This is a genomic window from Pseudomonas sp. HB05, from assembly GCF_016756915.1.
Classification (GTDB): Bacteria; Pseudomonadota; Gammaproteobacteria; order Pseudomonadales; family Pseudomonadaceae; genus Aquipseudomonas; species Aquipseudomonas alvandae.
On the sequence record NZ_JAESPG010000015.1, the window covers coordinates 58,660 to 79,566 of the forward strand.

At 57.2% G+C, this 20,907-nt stretch carries 20 protein-coding genes; 12 read left to right on the plus strand and 8 right to left on the minus strand.

Translation table 11 applies throughout. From position 1 onward, the window contains the following. Window positions 1-106 precede the first annotated feature (106 nt). From JMN22_RS14635 to JMN22_RS14660, 6 genes are all read left to right on the plus strand, one after another. The gene (locus JMN22_RS14635; protein ID WP_198797056.1) at window positions 107-3,019 is read left to right on the plus strand and encodes an aminotransferase; all 2,913 of its coding nucleotides are present in this window, start codon (window positions 107-109) and stop codon (window positions 3,017-3,019) included. Window positions 3,020-3,271: 252 nt separating this feature from the next. Then, complete coding sequence (gene aguB, locus JMN22_RS14640) at window positions 3,272-4,150, plus strand: N-carbamoylputrescine amidase (protein ID WP_030141523.1); 879 nt, start codon at window positions 3,272-3,274, stop codon at window positions 4,148-4,150. A gap of 3 nt (window positions 4,151-4,153) precedes the next feature. After that, window positions 4,154-5,260 (plus strand): agmatine deiminase, encoded by a 1,107-nt coding sequence (gene aguA / locus JMN22_RS14645; protein WP_198797057.1) that lies wholly within the window; start codon window positions 4,154-4,156, stop codon window positions 5,258-5,260. Window positions 5,261-5,503: 243 nt separating this feature from the next. After that, on the plus strand, window positions 5,504-5,704 hold the full coding sequence (locus tag JMN22_RS14650) for a hypothetical protein (protein ID WP_198797058.1): 201 nt from the start codon (window positions 5,504-5,506) through the stop codon (window positions 5,702-5,704). Window positions 5,705-5,880: 176 nt separating this feature from the next. Beyond that, window positions 5,881-6,552, plus strand: a complete 672-nt coding sequence (locus JMN22_RS14655; RefSeq protein WP_198797059.1) for a DsbA family protein — start codon at window positions 5,881-5,883, stop codon at window positions 6,550-6,552. Between the two features lie 249 nt (window positions 6,553-6,801). Continuing rightward, the gene (locus JMN22_RS14660) at window positions 6,802-8,088 is read left to right on the plus strand and encodes an OprD family porin (RefSeq protein ID WP_198797060.1); all 1,287 of its coding nucleotides are present in this window, start codon (window positions 6,802-6,804) and stop codon (window positions 8,086-8,088) included. 163 nt (window positions 8,089-8,251) lie between these two features. On the opposite strand, the gene JMN22_RS14665 is transcribed toward JMN22_RS14660, so the two are convergent. From JMN22_RS14665 to JMN22_RS14695, 7 genes are all read right to left on the minus strand, one after another. Further along, on the minus strand, window positions 8,252-8,647 hold the full coding sequence (locus JMN22_RS14665; protein ID WP_198797061.1) for a hypothetical protein: 396 nt from the start codon (window positions 8,645-8,647) through the stop codon (window positions 8,252-8,254). A gap of 20 nt (window positions 8,648-8,667) precedes the next feature. Next, a complete protein-coding gene (locus tag JMN22_RS14670; RefSeq protein WP_198797095.1) occupies window positions 8,668-9,060 on the minus strand; it encodes an Imm50 family immunity protein in 393 nt (130 codons plus the stop codon). A 180-nt stretch (window positions 9,061-9,240) separates the two neighbouring features. Then, the gene (locus JMN22_RS26850; RefSeq protein ID WP_198797062.1) at window positions 9,241-9,630 is read right to left on the minus strand and encodes an Imm50 family immunity protein; all 390 of its coding nucleotides are present in this window, start codon (window positions 9,628-9,630) and stop codon (window positions 9,241-9,243) included. A 53-nt stretch (window positions 9,631-9,683) separates the two neighbouring features. Next, window positions 9,684-10,088 carry a hypothetical protein gene (locus JMN22_RS14680; RefSeq protein WP_198797063.1) on the minus strand — a complete coding sequence of 135 codons (405 nt, stop codon included), beginning with the start codon at window positions 10,086-10,088 and terminating at the stop codon, window positions 9,684-9,686. A gap of 106 nt (window positions 10,089-10,194) precedes the next feature. Then, a complete protein-coding gene (locus JMN22_RS14685) occupies window positions 10,195-10,587 on the minus strand; it encodes a hypothetical protein (protein ID WP_198797064.1) in 393 nt (130 codons plus the stop codon). Then, a complete protein-coding gene (locus tag JMN22_RS14690) occupies window positions 10,584-15,308 on the minus strand; it encodes an RHS repeat-associated core domain-containing protein (RefSeq protein WP_198797065.1) in 4,725 nt (1,574 codons plus the stop codon). The genes JMN22_RS14685 and JMN22_RS14690 overlap by 4 nt, the downstream gene beginning before the upstream one ends. After that, window positions 15,308-16,054: a DUF4123 domain-containing protein gene (locus tag JMN22_RS14695; RefSeq protein WP_198797066.1), complete on the minus strand. Its 747-nt coding sequence runs from the start codon at window positions 16,052-16,054 to the stop codon at window positions 15,308-15,310. Before JMN22_RS14695 ends, JMN22_RS14690 begins: the two co-directional genes overlap by 1 nt. Before the next feature lie 390 nt (window positions 16,055-16,444). Between JMN22_RS14695 and JMN22_RS14700 the strand changes: the two genes are divergently transcribed. The 4 genes from JMN22_RS14700 (at window position 16,445) to JMN22_RS14715 (ending at window position 18,648) form a co-directional block, all read left to right on the plus strand. Further along, window positions 16,445-17,191, plus strand: coding sequence for a 2OG-Fe dioxygenase family protein (locus tag JMN22_RS14700; RefSeq protein WP_030141513.1), 747 nt, complete (start codon window positions 16,445-16,447; stop codon window positions 17,189-17,191). 73 nt (window positions 17,192-17,264) lie between these two features. After that, on the plus strand, window positions 17,265-17,642 hold the full coding sequence (locus JMN22_RS14705) for a GNAT family N-acetyltransferase (RefSeq protein WP_030141512.1): 378 nt from the start codon (window positions 17,265-17,267) through the stop codon (window positions 17,640-17,642). Continuing rightward, window positions 17,639-18,352 carry an AzlC family ABC transporter permease gene (locus tag JMN22_RS14710; RefSeq protein WP_030141511.1) on the plus strand — a complete coding sequence of 238 codons (714 nt, stop codon included), beginning with the start codon at window positions 17,639-17,641 and terminating at the stop codon, window positions 18,350-18,352. The genes JMN22_RS14705 and JMN22_RS14710 overlap by 4 nt, the downstream gene beginning before the upstream one ends. Continuing rightward, window positions 18,331-18,648 carry an AzlD domain-containing protein gene (locus JMN22_RS14715; RefSeq protein WP_030141510.1) on the plus strand — a complete coding sequence of 106 codons (318 nt, stop codon included), beginning with the start codon at window positions 18,331-18,333 and terminating at the stop codon, window positions 18,646-18,648. The genes JMN22_RS14710 and JMN22_RS14715 overlap by 22 nt, the downstream gene beginning before the upstream one ends. Here JMN22_RS14715 and JMN22_RS14720 read toward each other — a convergent pair. Continuing rightward, window positions 18,565-19,488, minus strand: a complete 924-nt coding sequence (locus tag JMN22_RS14720) for a LysR family transcriptional regulator (RefSeq protein ID WP_198797067.1) — start codon at window positions 19,486-19,488, stop codon at window positions 18,565-18,567. The two genes, JMN22_RS14715 and JMN22_RS14720, sit on opposite strands and share 84 nt — an antisense overlap. 327 nt (window positions 19,489-19,815) lie before the next feature. Here JMN22_RS14720 and JMN22_RS14725 point away from each other — a divergent pair, with 327 nt between their 5' ends. Further along, window positions 19,816-20,226, plus strand: coding sequence for an MbcA/ParS/Xre antitoxin family protein (locus JMN22_RS14725; RefSeq protein WP_198797068.1), 411 nt, complete (start codon window positions 19,816-19,818; stop codon window positions 20,224-20,226). Then, window positions 20,226-20,903 (plus strand): RES family NAD+ phosphorylase, encoded by a 678-nt coding sequence (locus tag JMN22_RS14730; protein ID WP_198797069.1) that lies wholly within the window; start codon window positions 20,226-20,228, stop codon window positions 20,901-20,903. Before JMN22_RS14725 ends, JMN22_RS14730 begins: the two co-directional genes overlap by 1 nt. The last annotated feature ends 4 nt before the right edge of the window (window positions 20,904-20,907 follow it).

The window sequence follows — 20,907 nt, forward strand, 5'->3', positions numbered from 1 at the left end:
CGTCATGGCAGGCGGGCTATCGGCGGAGCAAAAAGAAGGGGTTGCTAATTCCCCCGACTCAATGGCGTGATAGGCATCCAAAACAAAACCACACAGGGGTCGTTGTATGCCGCTCGCTACGTTGGTTCACCGTGCCAGTTTGCCAAGCCCACAGATCAGCGCCGAACAGGCGTTGGTGCTGTTGCGCTTGAATTACGGACTCAGCGGCGACCTGCGACCCCTCGGCAGCCACCAGGACCTCAACTACCGCGTCGATAGCGAGCGCGGCCGGTATGTGCTGAAAATTTGCCATGGCGACTACGCCATCCAGGAACTACAGGCCCAGCATGCGGCCTTGAAGGCGCTGGCCGGGCACGGCGCGGTGAAGGTGCCAGCGGTTATCGCGGCCAGCAGTGGCGAGGATCTGTTGACGCTTGAAGTCGCCGGACAAACGGTCCATGTACGCCTGCTGGAATACATCGACGGCCAATCCCTGACCCAGCTCAAGCACTTGACCCCGGACCTGGTAACCGGGTTGGGACGGCTGTGTGCGGAGATGAACCTGGCCCTTGCCACCTTCGATCATCCGGGCCTGGAGCGCACCCTGCAATGGGATGCGCGCCATGCCCCGGCGTTGATCGACCACCTGCTGCCTGTCATCCAGGATGACCAGCGGCGCCAATTGATCGCCGACGTCGCGCAACAGGCCGAACGACGCTTGCAGCCACTCAAGGCCAGCCTGCCAATACAGGCGATCCACATGGACATCACGGATGACAACGTGGTCTGGCAGCGCGACGCCCAGCGCCAGTGGCAGATGCAGGGCGTGATTGATTTTGGCGACTTGATCCGCACCTGGCGCATCACCGACCTGTCGGTGACCTGTGCAGCGCTGCTGCACCATGCCGATGGCGATCCGTTTTTCATCCTGCCCGCGATCAAGGCCTATCACTCGACCAATCCGTTGCTGCGCGAAGAACTCCTGGCGCTCTGGCCGTTGATCGTGGCCCGCGCCGCTGTGCTGGTACTCAGCGGTGAACAACAAGTCGCGATCGACCCGGACAACCAATACTCCCGTGACAATCTTGAACATGAGTGGGAAATCTTCAACGTCGCCCGTTCCGTGCCGCTTGAGCTGATGGAGACGGCGATTCTCACTGCCGCCGGCCATAGCCTGCCGCCCGTTGCCAACGAGGGCTTCGCGCCGCTGTTGCCGACGCTGGTGGGGCGCGACTTTGCCTTGATCGATCTCGGCGTCCTCAGCCCGCATTTCGAGGCCGGTAACTGGGAGCAGGCGGGAATCGACCAACGCCTGTTGAGCGAAGCCGCCGCCGTACACGGTCTGGCGGCCAGCCGTTACGGCCAGTACCGCTTATCCCGCACCCAGCCAGACAACGCCGTCGAGCCCGATACTTATCCGCTGCATGTCGAATTGCACGTACCGCAAGGCGCACCACTGGAGTCACCCTTCGCCGGCGTGGTGCACAAGGGCGTCGATGGCCTGCTGCGGCTCGATGGCCCGCAGTTGAGCGTGTGCCTGTGGGGCGTGGCATCGTCGTTGCTGCCCGGGGCCGCGCTGGTCAAGGGGCAGGTGATCGGCGAAGTGACCGGGCCGTTGCGGGTCCAACTGTGCCGGGGCGCGCATTTGAATCCCCCGCTGTTCTGCTCGCCGGCGCGGGCGCAAGCGTGGCAAGCGCTATGCCCGTCCCCCGCGGCCCTGCTGGGGCTGGCGTGTGATGCCGAGCCGGAAATCGATCCCGAGGCGCTGCTGGCCCGTCGCGATGCGAGTTTTGCCCGTTCGCAGAAGCACTACTACGTCGATCCACCGCGCATCGAGCGCGGCTGGCGCAACCACCTGATCGACATGCAAGGCCGCTCCTACCTCGACATGCTCAACAACGTCGCGGTGCTGGGCCATGGTCATCCGCGCATGGCAGCGGTTGCGGCCCGGCAGTGGTCGCTGCTCAATACCAACTCGCGCTTCCACTACGCGGCGATCGCCGAGTTCTCCGAACGCCTGTTGGCGTTGGCGCCGTCGAACATGGATCGCGTGTTCCTGGTCAACAGCGGCACCGAGGCCAACGACCTGGCGATTCGCCTGGCCTGGGCCTACAGCGGCGGGCGCGACATGCTCAGCGTGCTGGAGGCGTACCACGGCTGGTCGGTGGCGGCAGACGCGGTCTCGACGTCCATCGCCGACAATCCAAAGGCCCTCAGCAGTCGTCCGGATTGGGTGCATCCGGTCACGGCGCCGAACACGTATCGCGGTGAATTCCGTGGGGCCGACAGTGCGCCGGACTACGTGCGCAGCGTCGAACACAACCTGGCGAAAATCGCCGAGCAGAAACGCCAGCTCGCCGGCTTCATCTGCGAACCGGTATACGGCAACGCCGGTGGCATCGCGCTGCCGCCGGGGTATCTTAAACAGGTCTACGCCATGGTGCGCGAGCGTGGTGGCGTCTGCATCGCCGACGAGGTGCAGGTTGGCTACGGGCGCATGGGCGAGTTTTTCTGGGGCTTCGAAGAGCAAGGCGTGGTGCCGGACATCATCACCATGGCCAAGGGCATGGGCAACGGCCAGCCGTTGGGTGCCGTCATCACCCGCCGGGAGATCGCCGAGGCGCTGGAAGCCGAAGGGTATTTCTTCTCGTCTGCCGGCGGCAGTCCGGTCAGCTGCCAGATCGGCATGGCCGTGCTGGATGTCATGGAGGAAGAAAACCTCTGGGAAAACGCCCGGGTGGTCGGCGGACATTTCAAAGCCCGCCTGGAAGCCTTGATCGACCAATACCCGTTGGTCGGAGCGGTGCATGGTTCGGGCTTCTACCTGGGCGTGGAGCTGATCCGCAACCGCGTCACCCTGGAGCCGGCCACCGAAGAAACCACGGCGCTGTGCAATCGCTTGAGGGAGCTGGGCATTTTCATGCAACCGACCGGTGATTACTTGAACGTCCTCAAGATCAAGCCGCCGATGGTCACCAGTCGTCAGAGCGTGGATTTCTTCGTCGATATGCTGGCGAAGGTATTGGAGGAGGGGTTGTAGCCAATCTGACACGCCACGCTGTTCCCCTGTGGGAGCGAGCTTGCTCGCGATGAGCGGTTCAAGGCCGATAGTGATTTGGTTGGCCTACCGCTATCGCGAGCAAGCTCGCTCCCACAGGTTTTTCGGTGCTCTTAAAATCGATTTTTGTCGGGATTTTAAGTCTTGATTATAGGAGTTTTGATTTTATTTCCTTTAAAAGCCGATTTTTATCGGCTATAAATACGCCTCTGTCCATCGCCCAGGAGATGATTCATGAGTCGTATCGTTACCGTAGCCGCTACTCAAATGGCCTGCTCCTGGGATCTCGAAGCCAATATCGAGACCGCCGAGAAGCTGGTTCGCCAGGCGGCCGCCCAAGGCGCGCAGGTCATCCTGATCCAGGAGTTGTTCGAGACGCCATACTTCTGCCAGAAGCCGAACCCGGACTACTTGCAGCTGGCGACTTCGGTTGACGACAACGTTGCCATCAAGCATTTCCAGAAAGTCGCCGAAGAGTTGCAAGTCGTGTTGCCCATCAGTTTTTTTGAACTGGCCGGTCGTGCGCGCTTCAACAGTATTGCGATCATCGATGCCGACGGGCGGAACCTGGGCGTCTATCGCAAGAGCCACATTCCGGACGGTCCTGGCTACCATGAAAAGTACTACTTCAATCCTGGCGATACCGGTTTCAAAGTGTGGAATACCCGCTACGCAAAAATTGGCGTAGGCATCTGTTGGGACCAGTGGTTTCCGGAATGCGCCCGCAGCATGGCGCTGCAAGGCGCGGAAATCCTGCTGTACCCGACCGCCATCGGCAGTGAGCCGCACGACAAGACCATCTCGTCGCGTGACCACTGGCAACGCGTTCAACAAGGTCATGCGGGCGCCAACCTGATGCCGCTGGTGGCGAGCAATCGCATCGGCAATGAAGAGCAGGATGGCTACGACATCACATTCTACGGCTCGTCGTTCATCGCCAATCAGTTCGGTGAAAAAGTCCAGGAACTGAACGAAACCGAAGAAGGTGTGCTAGTACACAGCTTCGACCTCGACGAGCTGGAACACATTCGCAGTGCCTGGGGCACTTTCCGTGATCGGCGGCCGAACCTGTACGGCGCGATCAAAACCCTCGACGGCTCATTGGAGTCCTGATTGATGACAACTTTGTACAGCACTCCGCGCGCGGACGGTTTCCACATGCCTGCCGAGTGGGCGACCCAGAGCCAGGTCTGGATGATCTGGCCCGAGCGGCCGGACAACTGGCGCCTGGGCGGCAAGCCCGCGCAGGCCGCCCATGTAGCGGTGGCCAAGGCCATCGCCCGCTTCGAACCGGTGACCGTGGCGGTGTCCGCAGCCCAATATGAAAACGCCCGGGCGCGCCTCGATGTGCCGAATATCCGCCTGGTAGAAATGTCCAGCGACGACGCGTGGGTCCGCGATACGGGCCCGACGTTTGTCATCAACGACAACGGTGAAATACGCGGTGTCGATTGGGATTTCAACGCCTGGGGTGGTTTCGACGGTGGCCTGTATTCGCCGTGGAACCGCGATTCGCAAGTGGCCGGCAAGATTCTGGAAATCGAGCGTAGCCCGCGTTACCGCACCGAAGGTTTCGTGCTGGAAGGCGGCTCGATCCATGTCGACGGTGAAGGCACCGTGATCACCACCGAGGAATGCCTGCTAAACCGCAATCGCAACCCGCACATGAGCCGCGAAGAGATCGAGGCCGTACTCGGCGCTCAATTGGCTGTGGATAGAGTCATCTGGCTGCCGGACGGTCTGTTCAATGACGAAACCGACGGTCATGTGGATAACTTCTGCTGCTACGTGCGCCCGGGTGAAGTCTTGCTCGCCTGGACCGACGATCCGCAGGACCCGAACTACGCCCGTTGCCAAGCGGCCATGAATGTCCTGCAAAACAGCACCGACGCCAAGGGCCGCCCGTTCACGGTGCATAAAATGCCGATCCCCGGGCCGTTGTATGCCACCGAAGAAGAATGTGCCGGCGTGGACGCGGTAGAAGGTTCCCAGGAGCGCAATCCGAGCGTGCGACTGGCGGGCTCCTATGTGAACTTCCTGATCGTCAACGGCGGCATTATCGCGCCGAGTTTCGACGACCCACTGGACGCCACGGCCAGGGAGATCCTGCAGACGCTGTTTCCGCAGCATGAAGTCGTCATGGTGCCGGGACGGGAACTGTTACTGGGGGGCGGAAACATCCATTGCCTTACCCAACAACAACCGGCGCCGCGCATGAAATGAGTGGCTATGTAACAGCCTGGTGATATCAATCGCAGCGGTCCGGTGCCGCTGTTTTTGGATCCATGCAGAGCAAGCCCGCGCCCCAATTGGAGCGCGGGCTTTTTTGTGTCTGGCTTGTTGCCGACGTGATGACATTGGCATAGCTCTTGTATCGGCATACAGGCAGTTCTGAAGAGAGGAGCTGCGTTGTTTTGTCATAAACCTCGGATAGATTGGCCGCTCATCAACCAGGAGGGCGCTGGAATGAACATGATAAGCGAGCGCACATGCCATCCTTTGGCTGTTAATGGTGAGTCGCTCCAAGCCGTGGCGCAGTGGTTGAAGTCCAATGGAACGCGTCAGATCAGGGAGCCTGATCCGCGCCGGACGATCATGGAGCGCTACCCCGCTGGCCTGTTCAGCGAGGCGGAAATGGACGCGTTGTGGGATGTGATGCAGGGATAGAATTCAACGGATTGATCAAGGCGCTGCCCGCAAGGGCGGCGTTTTTTTATGCCTGTGGATTTCCCACAGATTCGACCGATCCACGAAACAGACTGAACACCATTCCGGCGTTTTTCCGCGCGGTCCTCCAAGGCTAACCTGCCGCTACAGAAACCAAAGCCCCGGCGGAAGTCTTCATGACCCAACTTCACTATATCTATGATCCACTGTGCGGCTGGTGCTACGGCGCCAAGCCGCTGATCCAGGCCGCCAGGACAGTATTGCCGGTTATTGCCCATGGCGGCGGCATGATGACCGGCGCTAATCGCCAGAAAGTCTCCGCCCAGTTGCGCAATTACGTGATGCCCCATGACCGGAGAATCGCTGAATACACCGGGCAGCCGTTTGGCGAGGCTTATTTCGAGGGGCTTTTGCGGGACGAGGAGGCGGTCTTCGACTCTGCGCCTCCGACTGCGGCGGTTCTTGCGGCTGAACAGCTCGAGGGCCGAGGCCTGGCGTTGTTGGAGCGCTTGCAAACGGCCCATTACGTTGAAGACCGGCGAATTGCTGACGAAACGGTGCTGTTGGAATTGGCCAACTCCATTGGCTTCGAGGCCGAGGCATTCCGGCGGTCATTCACCGAAATCGATGTGCACGCGCATTTTCTTGAAAGCCGTGCCTTGTTGGCCAAGGTCGGCGGGCAGGGTTTCCCGACGCTCGCCCTGGAGCGGGACGGCCGGCTGACGCTGATCGATATCGGTCCCTGGCTGGGCAAGCCCGAGGCGTTCGCCCAATGGCTGAAGCAAGCCACGCCATTGCACGATTCTGCACCCGCAGCGGTCTGTGGCTTGGACGGTTGTTCAAACTGATCTGTTCTTAGACGTTTTTCGCCTAATCACAGATGATTCACGAAATTGACACAGGGTTCATGGCGCGACTAGGATTCGTCCACGCCTGTGGCCAACAGCCATGACTCTTAAATAATAAAAGGGCCCGACACGATCATCGTGGGCGGGCCTTTTCATTATTTTCAGGAGCAAGAGTCCGAATAAAGAGCGCAAAAGCGCCATTCCGGTTGCCGGTTGCAGTGCGAATCAACCCGTATAAGGAAAATAATCATGTTGAACAAGCGCATCAGTTTGATCGCACTGGGGATATTGAGCACCACACACGCCATGGCCAACGACCAGGCTGAGTCCAAGGGCTTCGTTGAAGACAGCAGCTTGAAAGTGCTGTTGCGCAACGCCTACATCAGCCGTGACTACAAGGACGGTAACGAGGACAAGGCCGAATGGGGCCAGGCGGCCATCGGTACGTTCTCGTCCGGCTTCACCCAAGGCACGGTGGGCGTGGGTGTGGATGCATTCGGCTTGTATGCGTTGCGTCTGGACGGCGGCAAAGGACGCACGGGTGCGCAAGGCATCGATTTCTTCAAGAAAGGCGACAGCGGCAATGCGGCCGATGACCTGTCCAAGTTCGGTGCCGCGGTGAAGTTCCGCGTCTCCAACACCGTACTGGCCTACGGCGACCAGATGCCGGCCCTGCCCGTATTGAGTTATGACAACGGGCGCCTGCTGCCGGAAAGCTACACCGGCACACTGATCACCTCCAAGGAAATCAAAGGGCTCGAACTGAACGCCGGTCGTTTCACCGCCGAGTCGCGTAAAAGCGCCGAAGGCCGTGACAGCGGTGGCTTGAAGTCGATCAACGTCCTGGGCGGCAGCTATCAATTCACCGAACAGTTCAAGGCTTCGCTCTACGCCTCGGACGTCGAGGACGTGCTGAAGAAACAATACGTGAACGCCAACTACGTATTCCCGCTGGCCAAGGACCAATCCCTGACCCTGGACTTCAACGGCTATCGCACCAAGCTGGATAACAGCTACGTGCGGGAAAACAACGTCACCGGCGACGACAACAAGATCTGGAGCCTGGCGGCCACCTTCGCCACCGGTCCGCACAGCTTCACGCTCGCCCACCAGCGCAGTACCGGCGACAGCAACCTCGGCTACGCCTACGGCGGCTACCAACGGGATCAGAATCGTGTCGGCGATGGCGGCAATACCATCTACCTGGCCAACTCCTACTGGTCGGACTTCAACGCCGAAGACGAACGCAGCTGGCAGTTGGGCTACGGCCTGGACTTCACCACCTTCGGCGTCCCGGGCCTGACCTATAATGTGGCTTACGTGCGCGGCGACAACATCACCACCTCCACCAGCGAAGGCGGTACCGAGCGCGAAATCTTCAACCAGTTCAAATACGTCGTCCAGGGCGGCCCGGCCAAGGACCTGAGCGTGCGCTTGCGCAGTTCGGTGTTGCGTGTGTCGCAGAAGTCCAGTGAGTACAACGTCAGCGGTAATGAGCTGCGGGTGTTTGTGGATTATCCGATTGATGTTTTTTGATGGGTGATGGGGTTTAAAAGCCTTCCATGGAACCCCGGCATGGCGATTGGCCGGGGTTTTTTATTGTGGGTTTCGCTGTTCGGTGAATAATTTTTTTGCGTGCCATTTTTTTAGCAGGTGGTCTTCGGAGCGTTCCGTGCCAGAAGTTAGGGTGGGCTAATCGCTATAAGGGGTAGTCACACCTCCATGGAGGTGTAAATAGTTGCGGGTCGACTCCTTTGCTCGTCAGGAAATCATTTATTTCCTCTTCTGTATCCATTGTTTGGCTATATATAATGGTCACGTTACTGGTGTCGATGCCGTCATTGAATTCAAGAATTGATTTTTGAATTGTAAATTCAATTGCGACATGCCTCGATCCTTTAGCATTCTCCAAAAAGTCGTAGTAACGGCTCCAAGGGAACCTGTTGTCGAAATTAAAATGATAAACCGCATAGATAGCGATCCATTTTCTTAAATTTTCATCCGATGATGGCAGCTCCTGTGCGATTTTAGTGTATGATTTTGCTTCCAAACCCCACCATACTTTTCGTTGAATGATTTTTTGATCGTTGTTCATCGATGCGCCTGATATCAAGATTAATCTATTATGTTTTTATAAGCCGAGGGGCCACATAACAGCAAATGTTTGGTTTCTAGTTCTATAAGTGAAGTGTCGTTGAAGGCTTGAACCAAAAGGCTATCTTGTTGTTGGGTTATCTGAACGGTTAGCTTGTTGTTTGTTGGTATGTTGATAATTTTTACTTTTTTTGGTGTGCCGCAGTTTAGACCTATTCGGCATATGTTGAAACCTGCTTGCTTCCATTTTTGCGGAGGAGCGTCGGGGTATTCCGCTATATCGAATTCTAATATTATTGTAGGGATGTCGTTGTCCAAAGTGAGCGAGGATAGTTCAATTTCGCCAATGGTAATGGGGCCGGAAAAAATCCTATTAAAAAATATAGTTCCGTCAAGTTCGTTCCAAAAGGGCACGATTTTTCCGAGGGGCGATGAAATGGGTAACATAAGGCATGCCTAAATTTCAAGATTCATAGAGGGTGGTCACGTCGCCTCGGAGGAGGTGAGCAGTTTTAGGTGTTGCTTGTTTTGAGACTTATTGATCTCTTGCTCCGAGTTTAATTTTCTTAGGGTATATAGTTTTATCTGGGGGCATTATTCGCTGTGGTCATTGTGGTAGGCTTTTATGTTGGAGATGTACACGCCTCTTGCCGTACATTTCGTTATGCAATTGTCTAAAGTCTTCAAATGTATTTCGTGATCTATTTTGTTCTTTTCAATGAATATGCAGATGGGGCCGGAAAAATTAAATTCGTTGATGGTAATTGAGTTGACCTGGTCAAGTAGTAGTTCGAATTCAAATTCATTGTACCCTTTATCGGTCCATTTAGAGGGGCAGTGGTCGGGCTCTATTGGGCTGTTTAATTTTAATCTCATTGATTGGTTTTCAAAAATCGCATAAGAGATGTTGATGTTTTTTGGTGTGTGGTTTTTTCCAAATACATAGATCCACTGTGCATTGTTTTGAATGTTATATGGCCACATGGCTTACTTCTCGCTGAATGTTATCTGGCGAATGCGCTTCCTGTACTGTTGCGCTATATGGGTGTGGCTTCACTGGTATACACGCAATCGTGATCATCCATGTAGGTGAGGAAGTTTAAATTTTTACTGGTGATCCAGAATGGATATCCGGTGGTTTCACTCAATAATGTCGTCAAGTCGCGTGAGGTTTCGAATTCCCATCCGTGAGTTTTTGTGTCTTGTACTATTAGTATGGGGGCTTGTACATGATTTATCTTGTCGATTTTATTCCAGAAGGCAGGGTCATACGTTTTTTTAGGGTCTTTCAGATTGGTCGGGTCGAGGGTTTTTGTCCCAAAAACCAAGAACGATTCTATTAATTTCAATGTTAATTTTTCGACAGCCTGAGTGCTTAATTTTTTGTGCGGTAGAAAATTGGTTTCGATTGCAATATCGATTTCGTTCGCTATATAGCTCATTGTGATACCTATATGTCTGGGGTGATTGGTTTGTTATGTGATATGTCCAGGGTTTTAACCTCTTGCTGTTGAATGAAGCTTTTTGTGCCCATTGTCTAGGCTGGTGTTAGTCCAGTGGGTAGTCGCATGTCCACGGAGGTGTAAATAGTTGTGGGTCCACTCCTTTGCTTGTTAGGAAAACATTTATTTCCTCTTCGCTATCCATTGTTTGACTATATGTAATGGTTGTGTCGTTGGCGCCAATGCTATCTCTAGTCTCAAGTAGTATTTTTTCAATTGTGAATTCAACGACTAAATATTTTGAGCCTCTAGCCTTTTCCAGAAAGCTGTAATAGCGTCTGCCAGGCAGTCTATTATTAAAATTTAGGTGATAAATTGCATAAATAGCTATCCATCTTCGCAAGCTATTATCTGGCGATGGCAATTCTTGTGCGATTTCGGTATACGACTTTGCTTCTAAACCCCACCATACTTTTTTTGGAACATTTACCTTAATCATTTTTGGTTCTCGTATGGGTTTTGCCAATAGATTCTTATAGCTTCGCCTTTTGTTGGGTGAAGTTGTAAGTGTGGATGATCGCCATGTGGGTCGGCAGGGTCATGATTTGCCATTGTTACTTTCCTGGTTTTTATATTCGAAATCGGTGTGTCGTCCCAATGGTAATAGTTCTCTGGCTCTTTTGTTTTTCTGAAATGCTTTTTTGCTGTTGCTGAATTAAATTCTTCGGCGTTTCTGTATCCGTCGCCTACATATCTACCTAAAAAAATCTCTTCTGCTTCCGCACGGCTCTTTACGGTGACAGAGATTTCACCTCTATCCAGAGCTTCAGAAGCTCTCCTTACACTAGGGCTTGACCACTTGATATCTGGAAGCGGCGGTTCCCCGGTGTCAACTCTGGCTCTCTTCTCAGGAGAGGTCGATTTCTCCTGATCTCCATCAGGAGGACACCCATCCAACCCCAACGGATCCACCCACCCCGTCGGGTTGCGCACGTACCGGTAGGCATTCAACCCACCTGCCAGCTTTATCGGGTCAGCCGTCAGATACCGCCCCGTCTCCGGATTGTAGTACCGGTGCCGGTTGTAATGCAGACCACTTTCCCGGTCGTGATATTGGCCCTGGAAACGCAGCGGCTGTTCCAGGCGCTTGCCGTTGCCGTGCCTTAGTTCGGTGAGTTTGCCGTAGCCGTTGTAGCGCGCGGCCCAGACGATTTCGCCCTGGTGGCTGGTCAGTTCCTGGGGCGTGCCGAGGTGGTCGTTGTGGTAGTGGAACGGCGTGGCGTTTTGTGGGCCTTCGCCTTCGAGCAGGGCCAATGGGCGGAAGGTGCCGGGTTCGTAGACGTAGCTTTGGTAATGGCGGTCGCTGCTTTCGGCGATGACTTGTTCGCCTTGCCAGATGAATTCCGTGGTCTGGCCGGCCACGGTCTTTTCGATGCGTCGGCCGAAGGCGTCGTAGCGGTAGGACGTTTCGTTGCCGTCCGGGCTGGTGACGCCGATGAGGCGGTGTTGGCTGTCGTAGCGGTAGTGCGTGACGAGGCACTGGGCTTTGCCGCGGCGTTCGCGGATGAGGTTGCCGTAGGCGTCGTAGTCGTAGTGGCGGTCACCCTCCATGAGCAGGCGGTTGGCCTTGAGGGTGGTCGGGCCGGGGCGGTCTTGTAGCAACAGATTGCCCGCTGGGTCGTGGGCGAAGCGTTCGGGGCCTTGGCTGTGGGCATGGTCGATGCGGACTAGGCGATCTTGCGCGTCGTATTGGTAGCTGCGGCGGTTTCGATTGTCAGAAAGGGCGGCGAGGTTGCCGTTGGCGCTGTAGGAATAGTCACGCCAGAACAGTTGGTGCTGCTGGGTCTGCCACACGGTTTGGGCTTTGAGGCGACCCTGTTCGTCGTAGCGGTAGTCGCTGAGCAGCAGGCCTTGCTGACGTTGGGTTTCGCGGCCGCCCTTGAAGCGGTGTTCGGTCAGGCAGGTGCCGTTGAGGTCGATGGCGATCAGCGCGCCGCCGCGGGCGTGGCGGTAGTCGAGGGTGCTGCGGTCGGGCAGGCGACAGTGGATCAGGCGACCAACGCTGTCGTAGCGATAACGCAGGGTGGCCCAGCCCTGGTGTTCGGCGACGAGACGGTCTTGGGCGTCGTACTCGTAGGCCAGCGGCCAATGGCCGTCGTCGACGCTGACCAAACGGCCAAGGGCGTCGTAGCAGTAATCGACCGCCTCGCCATCTGGCAAGGTCTTGCGCAGCAGGCGACCGGCGCTGTCGCGCTGATAGGCGGTGATCAGTTGGCTGCCATCGGCGCCGAACTCGGTCTTTTCCAGCAGGTGACCGTTGAGGTCGTAGGCATAACCGGTGCGCTGGCCGTCGAATCCGGTTTCCTGTCGGATCAGTCCGTTGGGCGTGTAGTCCAGCCGATAGTGTTCGCCGGATTCGTTCTCGATTTCCGTCAGCAACAGCCGCGCCGAGTCGTAGCGATATTTGAGTTCGCTGCCGTCGGGGTTGAGCCGACGGCTGATCAGGTGCAAATCGTCGGCGTATTCGTAGCGGGTGGTGCGGCCCAGTTCGTCCCGTTCGGCGATGACCTTGCCGTAGGCGTTGTAGCGCCAGGTGCGGGTGGCGCCACCGGGCAAGGTGGTTTGCAGCAAACGGCCCACGGCGTCCCATTGGTAATGGGTGATGGCGCCGTGTTCGTCCTGGCGGCTGGCCTGCCGGCCGAGCGTGTCGTAGGTGTATAGAAGCTGACTGCCGTCGGGCAGGCCTTCTTCAACCAGTTGACCGAGGTTGTTCCAAGCCAATGAGTGAGCGCTACCGTCGGGGTGGCTGATGAGCCTCAGGCGCCCCTGGTCGCTGTAGTGGTAGTACGTGATGTTTCCGTCAGGATCGATCTGCCGGGTTATGTCGCCCTGCCGATTGCGGCGGTATTTCCAACTGGCTTTGCCGCGATGTACATCGCTCACGAAGCCGTTGATGTGTTCGTAGACGACCGCTTCGTCTTCCGTCGGGATGACGGCTGTCAGCAAACCGTCCTCGTCGTAGCGGTATTCGGTCACGGCGCCCAGCGGATCTTTTTCTGCGATCAGCTGGCCCTTTTCGTTATAGGCCTTTCGATGTTGCGCGCCGTCCGGATCGGTCTTGCTGATGAGCCGGGCCTTGTCGTCGTGGGTGTAGATCTCCACGCTGCCGTCGCCATGGGTAACGGTGACGCTGCCCTTGTCGTCCCAGGTATAACGGGCATGCATTTGCGAGAAACTGGCCCAGTGACGAACGCAACGGGCCTGCTTTCCCTGGTTCTCCCATTCCCAGAAAAAACTGGCGCCACCGGCTAGCTGTCGTTCGGTGATGACGTGTTGCTCGTCGTACCGATAACGCTCCGTCTCCCCGCTGGCGTTGGTCGCCTCGACCAGACGATGCTGGGCGTCATAGTGGTAGGAGACCAGCGTCTGGACGGTCGTCCAGCACCGTTCCAGCATGTTCTGAGCATTAAGTTGTTGGTAATCGACCGCGACGATGCGACTGCCGTTGTAGCGCAAGAGCAACCCGCGCCCGGCACCGTTGTCCAGGCGCTTGATCTGCCCAAGCACGTCGCGAGTAACGCGCAGCCGATTGCCATAGCTGTCGCTGATGGCAACCAAGCTCGCGCCATCGTTGTGCAAATGAAAGTGATAGAACGAGGGCCGTTGCCCGGCTTGAGCCACGATCAGCTCGTTGGGAGCGTCGCCCAGGTAAATAGCCGCACGGGACAGACTGTTGCTAATCGCTGGACGCTGCTTGCTCGGGCGCGGGAAGCGGATGGATCGATTTTCGTGATCGGTCCAAATGACTTCTTCAGCATTGATTTCAAGCCGATGGGCCAGTGCGTGGCTCCAGCCATAACCCAGGCCGCAGTCGATTTCCGCTGCGCTGGTTCGGTACAGGCGAGTCCACTCGAACGGCAGCAGGCCATCGAGTTGGCCATCGTTGAGCGTCAACAGTTCTTCGCCGGTCACCATCGAGACCGGGCATTTGTCGGTGCAGGTACGGGCGGCGGGCTCGGCGCTCTTGCCGGTCGGCGTCGTCGCCTGCTTCGAAGCATCGTCGACCGTCTTGCCAGCGGCGATCCTGGCGTTCCTCTTGCCATCGATGCGCAGCTCGACCGCGCCTTTTTTCATGGGCGCCGCCGTGCCCCGCACCGCTACTGGAATGTACTTGGCGACGTACCCCATGAAGCCGTCGATGATGGCAAACACTGACTCTACGAAACCGATCACCGCCTTGAGGATGATTTCCCCATATTTCTTCAACCGTGCCGCGAGATAAACGACTCCGGTACCCTCGGCAACCACCGTCAGGACAATTGCCAACACGATGTCGATCACGATTCCCATGACCGCAGCGGTGGTCATCCTTGCGGCATCGCCGGCCATTTGCATCGGCGGCAGGCTTGCCAACCAGATCAGCGCACAACGCATCATCAGGAAGAGCGCAGCCTCGTCGCTGGCCAGCAGCATGGCCTTTTTCATGACCTCGGGTGTTTGCCTGGCGACTTCAATGAGCCGATCGGCCCCTTCGCCCAGTTCAACCATGAACTTCGCCGGGTTTTTCAGCATTTCCAGCACCAGGCTGATGCCGTCCCACACACCCTTGATGGCTTCCCAGCCGCCTTCGAGGATGCCGCTGCCCACCGCCAGGGCCGTGCCGGACAAAGACAGGCTCGACCATTGCTGCCTGTGCCCCGCCGGGCCTTCCCATTTATTGCGCAGGAATTTTTCCAGCTCGCCCGTCAGCCCGTCATAAGTGCTGAACAACGCGTCGATCTGGGCAGGCGTGACGTTGCTGTGCACGCGTATCTGGTAGTACTTGCCGGGTACACCGTCGGTCCAGCTGGCCTTTCCCTGGGCGTCGAGTCTGATTTTGCTGGTGGCCCCACTCTCCACATCGATGATTTCAACGTCGATATCGCCGATCGGGATGTCGTAGACCGACTCGAATTTGCCCTCGATCAGCAACGGCCCCTTCAGCGGACACCGCGCTACATTCGAGTTGAATTCGCCGTCAGTCATGGCCACGGTTTTTTGGCTGTCACCGACCTTGATGACCCGCTCCATGCCCATCAGAGAAGGCAGGTCGTTGAGTCTGCTGACGTCATCGGCCCACTGCGAATACCAGGCTCGGGTCTGCTCTTGATAGCGCTTCAAACTGTCCTTGAAGGCCGCAAGTTCCTCATCGACGAAAGCAATGTGATCCGTTGCGGACATCAACATTGCTCCAGGATCAGCTCGCTCAGCAGGGTTGCCTGCAGCGCTTCCTGAACCTTTGCACGGCGTACGCAGCGGCTGACTTTCAATCTCAGATTGTCCGTGGGCCAAGCGCTATAAAGATCCAGGCGCTCCTCCTCAAGCCACTGCATCAGGCCGTCCACCCGTGCCGAGGGGTTCTGCTCCGCCAGTGCGTCCGACAGCTCCTTCGGCACCTCCCACCACGGCCAATCCTTGACCGCCGGAACCTTTCTCGCAGGGTTTTCCAAGCATTTGCCGTTGATCAAATAACGCTCAAACACCGGCAACATATCCCCGGCGGCTTCACCGAGGTGTTCGAGGATCGGATGGATGAAGCGCCCATCCCAGAACCGGAAAAAGACCTCGCTGCCGTCCGGCATCTTCACTTGCGTGAGGCTGCGCAGGTGCGCCAACACTTCTTCCGGATCACACCGGGAAACGGCCAGCCAGCCCCAGTCGAGGCTGTCGGTTTCGGCAATCCAGGACAGGAATGCCGAGCCGGGGTCGAGTTCGGTCACGTAGGGCATCACGGCTTGCCAGGTGGCGTAGGGGGTGTCGCTCCAGACGGGTTGCAACGGATGGAGCGGGACCGAAGTGCGAAGGGCTTGCAGCGCATCGGCCTCGCTTGCCGCACTGATGATCAGATAAAGGTGCTCGTTTTCCTGCAATGGCTGTTGCGCCAGCCATGTCCTGGGGTCGAGTGGAATGAACGTCGGGGTGGCCATTGGGCTCTCCTTGCCGAAGGTGCGAGGCCGGGGATTGCCCCGGTGAGGGCCGCACATCTATCAAGGAATGAGCCAGGTTTCAGGAAGGCCCGTGAACAGCCGGGCTGAAGCGTTTTTTGGATGTTTGAAGGCAAGTCGTGCGGGGCGAAAACGCCTAGTAAATTGCGCAGTGCTGCGTCACTTCTTGCGCAGTGAGGACGAAAACGAAATTCGCCGTCGCTCACTGCAAAAATGACGTCGCAAACGCGTTTTTCCGTGCAAAAAAGTCGTACTGACGAAACTTTTTGTACCGTTTCAAGTACGGCTTGAAATGCTTCAAATACTTTCTCATGGACGCAAATCCTGCACCTACTAGATTAGTCCGCTCAATGCAGTGGAGACCTTTGAAAAATGATCGTTCTGAACAGGGAAGTGGGCGAAGCGCTACGACGAGACAAATACGTCAACGTCCGTGGTGGAGACTTCAATCTCTACGGTCATTTCGGCGACTTTGTCCGGCTGACCAAAAGCTGGGAAAACATGGAGCCCGACAGTTATTACGGCCAGGCCGAGTCAGGCATGCGTTTTCGCCGCTACAGCGACTTCGAATACAACCCCGCGACCCGTGAACTCAAGCAGCTCGAACACCGGGCCTACGTCCAGTCCAAGGCCAATAACAGCTATGTCGGCGGATTGGAGCGGCACTTCCAGGACTTTTCCAATGAAGTGATCAACTCGCCCGTGATGCGCAGCCTGATCGACACGGACTTCGAGGTGTACAAGAACGTCCTGCCGCCGGAGTTGCATGATGAAGTTTGGCAGTGCCAGATCCATCAGATCCGCATCGAGATCAAGCCGGGCAAGCAATTGGAAATCACCCCTGAAGGCATTCATTGCGATGGCTACCCGTTCAGCGGCGTGCATTTCTGGGGCCGCCACAATGTGGCGGGCGCGGAAAGTCGTCTGTACAGCGCTCAGGAAGAGCAACTGGCGGCAACCACTTACGAGGATATCCTCGATACGACATTCTTCCTCGACCGCGACATGCGCCACTATGTGACCCCTGCCCGCAACGTCCATAGTCATGAAATGGCGTTCAGGCAGATTCTGGCGATTTCGTTTTCGCGGCCCGGGACCGCTTTCGACATTGTTCGCTGAGCAACTCGAGCCCTTGGATGATTCGGTGCAACAAGTGCTGTTGCGCCGGGCCATGGTCAGGGATGCCGAACGACTGGAGCAGTTCTTTCGCGGTTTTGACGAAGTGTCATTCTGCGAGTGGCAGGATGCCCGGTTCTTGCGTGGGGTGCTGTTGCAGGAAACCACGACCGCCTACATGGCCTTCGATGCCCAGGGTGAGGTCGTGGGTGCGGTGATCGGCGGTATGCTCGGCACGCGTGGAACGATCAACCACCTGGCCGTCAGCCCCAGGCATCGTACCCAAGGCCTCGGGCAACGCCTGGTGGAAGCGGCGTCAGCCGACATGAAACGGGTAGGCGTGCTGCGCATGTTCCTGTTCGTCGACGAAAGCAATCTGGCCGGCAAGCGTTTCTGGGCTGCCCAGGGGTTCTGCGAGCCCCGGGGCGAAATCACTTTCGAGAGGGATTTATGAACAAGACTTCCAGCCAGCCGCTGGCGGTCGAACCACAAGCCTCACGAACCTTTGCTGAAGCCAGTCCGGTGGTAGCAGGTTATTTCACGGTTTCGTTTGTGTTCGGTCTGATGGCAGTCAACGCCGGGTTGCCCTTGTGGCTCCCGGTCGCGATGTGCCTGTTCGTCTACGCAGGCGCCTCGCAATTCGCGGCGCTGGCGTTGATTTCCAGCGGCGCGTCGTTGACCACCATCGTGTTGACCACGTTCCTGATCAATGCCCGTCACATGCTGATGTCGGTCTACATGGCCAAGGCATTGCGTGCGCTGGGGCTCAGTCGTTTCGAGCGCTGGTGCTATGCGGTGGGGCTCACGGACGAGTCGTTCGCCTTTCACAGCGTCAAGCTAGGCAGCGGGGCGCCGGTCAGTGTTCGCTACCTGATCGGTTTCAATTTGTTCTGCCATACATCCTGGGTGCTCGGCGGCTTGCTGGGCGCCATCTGCGCCCAATACGCGGCGCACCTGATCAAGTATCAGCTCGACTACGCCTTGACGGCCATGATGCTCTACGTACTGGTTTCGTTGTGCAACACGCGCAACAAGCTGATCGCGGCGTTGGCGGCAGTCGTCTGCATGGGTGCGCTGAGCCTGGTGGGCAGTTCGCCCTTCAATGTCTTCATCGCCACGTTCGTTGGCTGCGGGGTGGGCGTATGCCTGACCAAACGTTCCTGATCCTGGCCGTTGCGCTGATGATGGCCGTGACCTTCCTGCCACGGGCCCTGCCGCTGCAGGTCAATACCGAAAACTGGCCGCCCTTCGTCGCACGTGCCCTGGAATACCTGCCGGTGGCGATCGTCGCCGCGATCAGCCTGACGCCGTTGCTGATCAAGGATCAGCACATCCAGCTCGACCGCCCCGAGTTCTATGCCGCGATTCCGACGCTGCTATGTGCGTATTTCAGCCGCAACCTGTTTCTCAGCGTAGCGGTGGGGACGGCGGCGTATATCGCGCTCGGCTCGTTCCTGTAGCGTCAGGTCGACCACGTCGTGCAACGCCTGGTCGGACAGTTCGGGATTGTTCACCGCCAGGCGTACTTCAAGGAAATCCTCGAAGTCCGGGAAAATCGCCAAACCGTTGCGAAGCGCCGCGTCGCGGGACACAAGCCCCAAGCCATCAAGCTGGGTGATCAACGACAGCGTCAGCGTTTCGCTGCAGGAATAAACCATTCGCTGGCTTGGCCCATATTCGCCGAGACCCGCGTCGAGAAAGCGAAGAAAGCTGTGGGAATACGGACATTCTTGCGCAGGACGCACCTGGAATTTGTCGCCCAGCAGGCCAAGGGAATCGTCTTCGTCACCACAGTGGGCGCCAACCACCCGCACCTGTACATCCGGCATCGGAATGCTGGAAAAACCGCTCTGTTGTCCGATCAGGATGGCCAGGTCAAAGTCTTCGTTCTTGAGTTTGCTCAGGTTCTCCATCGATTCGGCGTAGCTGAATTCCAATTGATAATGAGGGAACACAGCGATCAGGCGATCGATCATCCGACGATTGAAATCACCAGGCAGGGTGGTATTGAGCGCCACTTTCAGGCTGCGTTGCCTGGGCGTCTTGAGCGCCGTGACTTTCTCTTCCAATTGCCGAGTGGCCGCAAGGACCTGGTCCATGAAAGGCGTCAGTTCCGAGCCCTGGCTGGTCAACGTGAGGCCTTTGTTCGAGCGCCGGAACAACCTGAACCCGAACTGCTCCTCGACCTTGTTCAACTGCGCCGCCAATGCCTGCACCGTCAGGCACGACTGCTCCGCCGCCGCCGACAACGAACCGGTCTGAACGATGCGCATGAGGTTACGTAAGGTTCTACTATCCATGAGGTAATGCCCTCTGCTCAAGTGGGCTCGCTATTGTTGTGCACCCGGCCCGGGCCCGGCGGTGCGATGGTGGCTATCATCAAGCACCTTGCCACGGTTGTCGCGGTTTTGTAGCGAAAAGCGCCGGCAGCCGATAACTGGAGCTTATGTGGGATTTGAGGTTTTTGCTGGTTTGGCTTGCAGGTCGGTCTTTATCAAAACAATCACGTCGAGATGAATGAGCCGTTACTGGGGCTCTTGTTTGTCCGCTTGCGAATTAAAACTTAAACTTTATCCATATGTGTACTACTCTCTAGGCATCAGTCAGCAACAAGGGAGCCAAGACTCATGGCGATTTCCTCCGTCAGCCTCAACGCACAGCAACAATTGGATTCCCCGGATGCGGGACGAGTCGCGTTGAAATTTTTCTTCAATCTCATGGAGCTGTGGGGTTGCAGCGTCGAGCAGCAGCGTACGTTGTTGGGCAAAGTAGGCAACACGACCTTCTACAAGTACAAACAGCTGCCCGATAACGTAAGGCTGCCGCGAGACACCCTCGAGCGCATTTCCTATCTCATGGGAATACACAAGGCGTTGAGCATCATCTTCAGCAACAGCCGGGACCGTGCGTATCAGTGGATCAGCAGTCCTAACACCGCTGCGCCGTTCAATGGCCAGTCGGCATTGTCCTACATGCTGGCCGGCCGGGTGGTGGACATTGCCGATGTGCGGCGATACCTCGATGGAGTGCGCGGCTAATGACGCCACCTTTGGCGGACCCGCAATGGAAACGGGCCTATCGGATCGTCAACAGTAGTTTTCCGCCGATCACGTTGTTCGAAGATGTGCTCGATCCTGAAGACTTGCCCACGGCCTATGCCCTGGAAGCATTGACCAACGACCGGCTCATGGAAGAAGCCGGCGTGCTCTCCCGGGTGCGTCCCGAAGACCGCGTCTCCGGGCCGGGCTCCTCACCGGTGATGGCGGCATTTACCCACATTGGCAAAAGCAGCCGCTTCAGCGATGGCACCTTCGGCGTTTATTACGCCGCCAGCAGCCAAGAAGCCGCGATTGCCGAGACGTGTTATCACCAGGCCCGGTTCCTGGGGGCTACCAACGAACCGGATCTGGAATTGACGATGCGCACCTACGTCAACCAAGTGGTCAAACCCCTGCATGACATTCGCCACGACTATCCACACCTGCACAACCCCGACCCGACAGCCTACGGCCCATCGCAGTTGTTCGCCCGGGACCTGCGTGAAACCCTTTCCTGGGGGCTCCTGTACAACAGCGTCCGCCTGCCCGGTCACGAATGTGTGGCCGCGTTCCGCCCGCCGGCGGTATCGATCCCGGTGCAGGGCAAGCATATTCGGTATGTCTGGAGCGCCCAGAAGCGGGAGATTTCGTTTGTGTTCGAGGTGAGTCAGGTATGAGTGC

Excerpts from the sequence above, each read along its gene's own strand:
- JMN22_RS14685 (WP_198797064.1), bottom strand. The coding sequence starts at position 10,587 with ATGATTAAGGTAAATGTTCCAAAAAAAGTATGGTGGGGTTTAGAAGCA.
- JMN22_RS14720 (WP_198797067.1), bottom strand. The coding sequence starts at position 19,488 with ATGGATAGTAGAACCTTACGTAACCTCATGCGCATCGTTCAGACCGGT.
- JMN22_RS14665 (WP_198797061.1), bottom strand. The coding sequence starts at position 8,647 with ATGAACAACGATCAAAAAATCATTCAACGAAAAGTATGGTGGGGTTTG.
- JMN22_RS14655 (WP_198797059.1), top strand. The coding sequence starts at position 5,881 with ATGACCCAACTTCACTATATCTATGATCCACTGTGCGGCTGGTGCTAC.
- JMN22_RS14690 (WP_198797065.1), bottom strand. The coding sequence starts at position 15,308 with ATGTCCGCAACGGATCACATTGCTTTCGTCGATGAGGAACTTGCGGCC.
- JMN22_RS26850 (WP_198797062.1), bottom strand. The coding sequence starts at position 9,630 with ATGTGGCCATATAACATTCAAAACAATGCACAGTGGATCTATGTATTT.
- JMN22_RS14660 (WP_198797060.1), top strand. The coding sequence starts at position 6,802 with ATGTTGAACAAGCGCATCAGTTTGATCGCACTGGGGATATTGAGCACC.
- JMN22_RS14695 (WP_198797066.1), bottom strand. The coding sequence starts at position 16,054 with ATGGCCACCCCGACGTTCATTCCACTCGACCCCAGGACATGGCTGGCG.
- JMN22_RS14725 (WP_198797068.1), top strand. The coding sequence starts at position 19,816 with ATGGCGATTTCCTCCGTCAGCCTCAACGCACAGCAACAATTGGATTCC.
- JMN22_RS14730 (WP_198797069.1), top strand. The coding sequence starts at position 20,226 with ATGACGCCACCTTTGGCGGACCCGCAATGGAAACGGGCCTATCGGATC.
- JMN22_RS14680 (WP_198797063.1), bottom strand. The coding sequence starts at position 10,088 with ATGAGCTATATAGCGAACGAAATCGATATTGCAATCGAAACCAATTTT.
- JMN22_RS14635 (WP_198797056.1), top strand. The coding sequence starts at position 107 with ATGCCGCTCGCTACGTTGGTTCACCGTGCCAGTTTGCCAAGCCCACAG.
- JMN22_RS14715 (WP_030141510.1), top strand. The coding sequence starts at position 18,331 with ATGCCTGACCAAACGTTCCTGATCCTGGCCGTTGCGCTGATGATGGCC.
- aguB (WP_030141523.1), top strand. The coding sequence starts at position 3,272 with ATGAGTCGTATCGTTACCGTAGCCGCTACTCAAATGGCCTGCTCCTGG.
- JMN22_RS14710 (WP_030141511.1), top strand. The coding sequence starts at position 17,639 with ATGAACAAGACTTCCAGCCAGCCGCTGGCGGTCGAACCACAAGCCTCA.
- JMN22_RS14650 (WP_198797058.1), top strand. The coding sequence starts at position 5,504 with ATGAACATGATAAGCGAGCGCACATGCCATCCTTTGGCTGTTAATGGT.
- aguA (WP_198797057.1), top strand. The coding sequence starts at position 4,154 with ATGACAACTTTGTACAGCACTCCGCGCGCGGACGGTTTCCACATGCCT.
- JMN22_RS14700 (WP_030141513.1), top strand. The coding sequence starts at position 16,445 with ATGATCGTTCTGAACAGGGAAGTGGGCGAAGCGCTACGACGAGACAAA.